This window comes from Streptomyces sp. NPDC087844, assembly GCF_044742785.1.
Taxonomy (GTDB): domain Bacteria; phylum Actinomycetota; class Actinomycetes; order Streptomycetales; family Streptomycetaceae; genus Streptomyces.
This window is the reverse complement of record NZ_JBIUVD010000060.1, coordinates 1-4,977: the sequence shown is the minus strand read 5'-3', so window position 1 is coordinate 4,977 and position 4,977 is coordinate 1. Positions and strand designations below refer to the sequence as shown.

Annotated in this window: 1 protein-coding gene and 1 pseudogene; both read right to left on the bottom strand. The window is 70.6% G+C overall.

Translation table 11 applies throughout. From position 1 onward, the window contains the following. Window positions 1-4,194, bottom strand: a pseudogene (locus tag ACIOKD_RS41965) (type I polyketide synthase); the annotation flags it as partial. A gap of 15 nt (window positions 4,195-4,209) precedes the next feature. Next, window positions 4,210-4,977: beta-ketoacyl reductase (locus ACIOKD_RS41960; protein WP_402093744.1), on the bottom strand; the 768-nt coding region annotated here is incomplete at its 5' end.

Sequence of the window (4,977 nt, the reverse complement as noted above, 5' to 3'; positions counted from 1 at the left end):
CAGACGCCGCACCCCGTGCTCGACAACGAGATGCCGCGCCACCAGACTGCCCAGCGCACCGAACGCACCCGTCACCAGAACAGCACCGGCGTCACTGTTGAAGACGGGCGTCGCGGTGACCCCGCCGTTCCGGTCTGCCGGGTCCTCCGGAGGGGAGAGCCTGGCCAGTCGCGGGACGTGAGCGGCACCGTCCCGGATCACCAGCTGGGGCTCTTCCACCGCTGTCGCGTCACCGGCCAGGCGGGACAAGTCAGCAGGGGTGTCCGTGTCCACCAGGAGAATGCGGCCCGGCTCTTCCGACTGGGCCGACCGCATCAGGCCCCACACCGCCGCGCCCGCGAGGTCCGTGCCGTCCTCGCCGTCCAGAGCGACCGCACCACTGGTCACCACGGCCAACCGAGACCCGGCGAACCTGTCCTCGGCCAACCACGCCTGCACGACCTCGACCGTACGGTGCACTGCGGCACGCACCTCGCCGGCGCCCCCGCCGGTGACCGGCAGCACCACTACGTCGGGCACCTCGGACGCGTCGATCAGGTCGTCCCACAGCGCCCAGGACACCTCGGTACCCGTGCCGGACCCGGTCGGGGTCCACTCCAACCGGTACAGCGAATCGTGAGACGTCGTCGTGACGGCGGTGAGTTGCCCGGCCGACCACGGGCGCGAGACCAAGGAGTCCACGGTCAGCACCGGGCTGCCCGCCTCGTCGGTCAGCCGCAGCGCAGTCCCGTCCGAGTCCGTCGGCGTGAGCCGCGCCCGCACGGCCGAGGCCCCGGACGCGAACAGTCGTACGCCGTTCCATGCGAACGGGAGGACCATCTCGTTGGCGGCATGGTCGTCCCGGGTCACCAGAGCGGTGTGCAGGACGGCGTCGAGCAGCGCGGGGTGCATGCCGAACGCGGCCGCCTCCTCAAGCGCGTGCTCCTCGTCCTGCGGCAGAGCTATGTCCGCGAACAGTTCGTCACCGCGCCGCCACACCGCCCGCAGTCCCTGGAACAGCGGTCCGTAGTCGTAGCCGGCGGCCGCGAGTTCTTCGTAGGCGCCGTCGACCGGCACCGCGATCGCGCCCGGCGGCGGCCAGGCCTCCAGGTCGGCCGACGGTTCCCCGGCCTCGTCGCCGAGAACGCCGGTGGCGTGGCGGACCCACACCTGGTCGGTGGCGTCGGCCTGGGAGTAGACGCCGATCACCCGCCGACCGGTCTCGTCGGCGGCCTCCACCACGACCTGCACGGCGACACCGCCGTACTCGGGCAGCACCAGTGGCGCCTGGAGCGTCAGCTCCTCGACCACGGGGCACCCCGCGTGGTCACCGGCGTGGATCGCCAGCTCCAGCAGCGCGGTCCCCGGCACGACCACGCCGCCCAGCATGCGGTGGTCACTGAGCCAGGGGTGGGAGTCGGCCGACAGCCGACCGGTCAGCACCAGCACACCGGAGCCGGGCAGGCCCGTGACCGCGCCGAGGAGCGGATGGTCGACCGGCCCGAGGCCCAGGGAGGTCGCGTCACCGGTGGCCGAGGCATCGAGCAGCCAGAACCGGTCGCGCTGGAAGGCGTAGGTGGGCAGGTCCACCCGTACAGCGCCACGGCTGTCGAACAGTGCCTCCCAGTTCACCGGAACCCCGTTGGCGTGCAGCGTGCCGAACGCTGTGAGCAGCGTGGCGGTCTCGGATCGCTCGGCGACCAAGGTGGGCACGGCCACCGTCTCGTCGGAGGCCTCCAGGCACGCTTGTGCCATCGCGGTCAGGACTCCGTCGGGGCCCAGTTCCACGAAGCGGGTGACGCCCTCGTCGTGCATGGTCCGGACGCCGTCGGCGAAGCGGACGGCCTCGCGGACGTGCCGCACCCAGTAGTCGGCCGAGCCGAGGTCTTCCGCCGATCCGCCCGTCACGTTGGAGACGACCGGGATGACGGGCGCGCTGTAGGTGACGCTCTCGGCGACTTCGCGGAAGTCGTCGAGCATCGGATCCATGAGCGGGGAATGGAAGGCGTGCGACACCCGCAGCCGGCTCGTCTTACGACCCAGCGCGGTGAAATGAGCCTCAATCGCCGCGACTTGGGCCTCCGCACCGGACACCACCACCGCGTCCGGGCCGTTGACCGCCGCGATCGCCACCTCCGCGCCGTCCAGCAACGGAGCGACCTCGTCCTCGCCCGCCTGGATCGCGGCCATCGCCCCACCCGACGGCAACCCCTGCATCAACCGGCCCCGGGCGGCCACCAGCCGCGCCCCGTCCACCAGCGAGAACACCCCGGCCACATGCGCCGCCACCAACTCACCGATCGAATGACCCGCCACGAAGTCCGGCCGTACGCCCCACGATTCGAGCAGCCGGAACAACGCCACCTCGACCGCGAACAAACCCGCCTGCGCGAACACCGTCCGATCCAACAGATCGGCGTGCGACCACACCACCTCACGCAACGGCCGATCCAGAAGCCCGTCCAACTCACCACACACCGCGTCGAACGCAACCGCGAACACCGGGAACGCCTCGTACAACTCCCGACCCATACCGACCCGCTGCGCCCCCTGACCCGAGAACAGGAACGCCGTACGCCCAGAGCTCACCGCTCCCCGCACCACCCCGCGGCCCGGGACGCCCTCCGCCAACTCGTCCAGCCGGGACAGCAGTTCGGCGCGGTCACGGCCGACGACCACGGCACGGTGTGCCAGGTGCGCGCGTGAGGTCGCCAGGGAGAATCCGATGTCCTGCGGCGTGAGGTGCCCTTCGGCCCGGACGAACGCGGCCAGCCGTCCGGCCTGAGCGCGTATCCCTGCTTCACCGCGTGCGGAGATCGGCCAGGGGATGACTTCCAGCGGTACTCCGGACTCCTTGCCGGATTCCGCCTCGACGGGTGGTGCCGCTTCGACGATCACATGGGCGTTGGTGCCGCTGATGCCGAACGAGGAGACGCCCGCCCGCCGCGGACGACCATCGGTCTCCGGCCACTCCCGCGCCTGGGTCAGCAACTCCACGTCGCCCGATGCCCAGTCCACGTGAGGGGTGGGCTCGTCCACGTGCAGGGTCCGTGGAAGGACGCCGTGCTCCATGGCCTTGACCATCTTGATGATGCCCGCCACACCTGCCGCCGCCTGCGTGTGCCCGATGTTCGACTTGATCGACCCGAGCCACAGCGGACTGCCCGCCGGACGATCCTGCCCATACGTCGCCAGCAGTGCCTGCGCCTCGATCGGATCACCCAGCGTCGTCCCCGTACCGTGCGCCTCCACCGCGTCCACCTGGTCCGACGACACACGGGCGTTGGCGAGGGCCTGGCGGATCACGCGGCGCTGGGACGGACCGTTCGGCGCCGTCAGGCCGTTCGACGCGCCGTCCTGGTTCACCGCGGAGCCACGAACGACCGCCAGCACCGGATGACCGTTGGCGCGCGCGTCCGACAGCCGTTCCACCAGCAGCATGCCCGCGCCCTCACCCCACGAGGTGCCGTCGGCTCCGGCCGCGAACGACTTCGCCCGCCCGTTTGGGGCCAGCCCCCGCTGACGACTGAACTCGACGAAGACATCCGGGGTCGCCATCACCGCGACACCGCCGACCAGTGCGAGGGAGCATTCGCCGGAACGGAGTGCCTGCACCGCGAGATGCAGTGCCACCAGCGAGGAGGAGCAGGCCGTGTCGACAGTGACAGCCGGACCCTCCAGACCGAGCGTGTACGAGATGCGCCCCGACGCGACCGAACCCGTACTGCTGTTGTAGGCGTAGTCGTGGTACATCATCCCGGCGAAGACACCCGTCGAACTGCCCCGCAACGACGACGGATCGATCCCCGCCCGCTCCAACGCCTCCCACGACACCTCCAGCAGCAACCGCTGCTGCGGATCCATCAACCACGCCTCGTTCGGACTGATCCCGAAGAACCCGGGATCGAACCCGGCGGCATCATGCAGAAACCCGCCCCGGTCCACGTAACTCTTCCCAGGACGACCGGGCTCAGGATCAAAAAGCCCGGCCAGATCCCAGCCACGATCGACGGGGAAGCCGGAAAGCCCCTCTGCCCCATCGGTGACCAGGTTCCAGAGGTCTTCCGGCGACTGGACCCCTCCCGGGTAGCGGCAGGCCATCGCGACGATGGCTATCGGTTCGCGCAGGTCCGAGGTGAGCCGGCGATGCTGCGCGCGCAGCCGTTCGGTCTCCTTGAGCGATGTCCTGAGTGCCTGGAGGAGTTTCTCGTCGGAATTGGGCATCGTCGTTCACTCTTCCCGCGTCGTGTCATCGAGACCGGCGCCTTCGAGCGCCAGGGTGATCAGGCTTTCCGCGTCCATCACGTCGATGGAGAGTTCGTCGGAGGGGCCGTCGGCCGGAGCCGGATCCCGCTCCTGGGCATTGGCGAGTTCGAGGAGGCTGTCCATCAGGCCCGACTCGCGCAGCCGGTTCAGGGGAATGGTCCGCAGGATCCGCCGAACCGTCTCCTCACCGGCGTCGGTCCCGGCCGAGTCGGGCACCAGCTCCGCCGCCATGTGAGCGGCGAGGACGCGGGCGTTGGGATAGTCGAAGACCAGCGTCGGCGACAGACGCAGGCCGGTCACCGAGTTGAGGCTGTTGCGCAGTTCGACCGCGCTGAGGGAGTCGAAGCCGAGGTCGCTGAAGGCCCGTTCCGGCTCGATCGCGCGGTAGTCGCCATGTCCGAGGACCGCGCCCGCGTGGCTGCGGACCACTTCCAGCAGCATCTCGCCGCGTTCGTCCGGCGGCACGCCGTCCAGCCGCCGGACAAGCGCCGCCGCGGAGCCCGCCCCGGTGTCGATCGCCGGCCGGGCCGTCCTGCCCACGAGGCCCCTGAACAGATGGGGCAGGTGTTCGCCCGCGCCGGCAAGGGCCTTGAGGTCGAGCCGTACGGGCAGCAGGGCCGCGTCAGCCAACGTGCTCGCGGCGTCGAACAGGGCGAGGCCCTGTTCGGCGGAGAGTCCTTCCACCCCGGACCGGGCCATCCGCCGCGCATCGGAACCGGCAAGCCCCCCGGC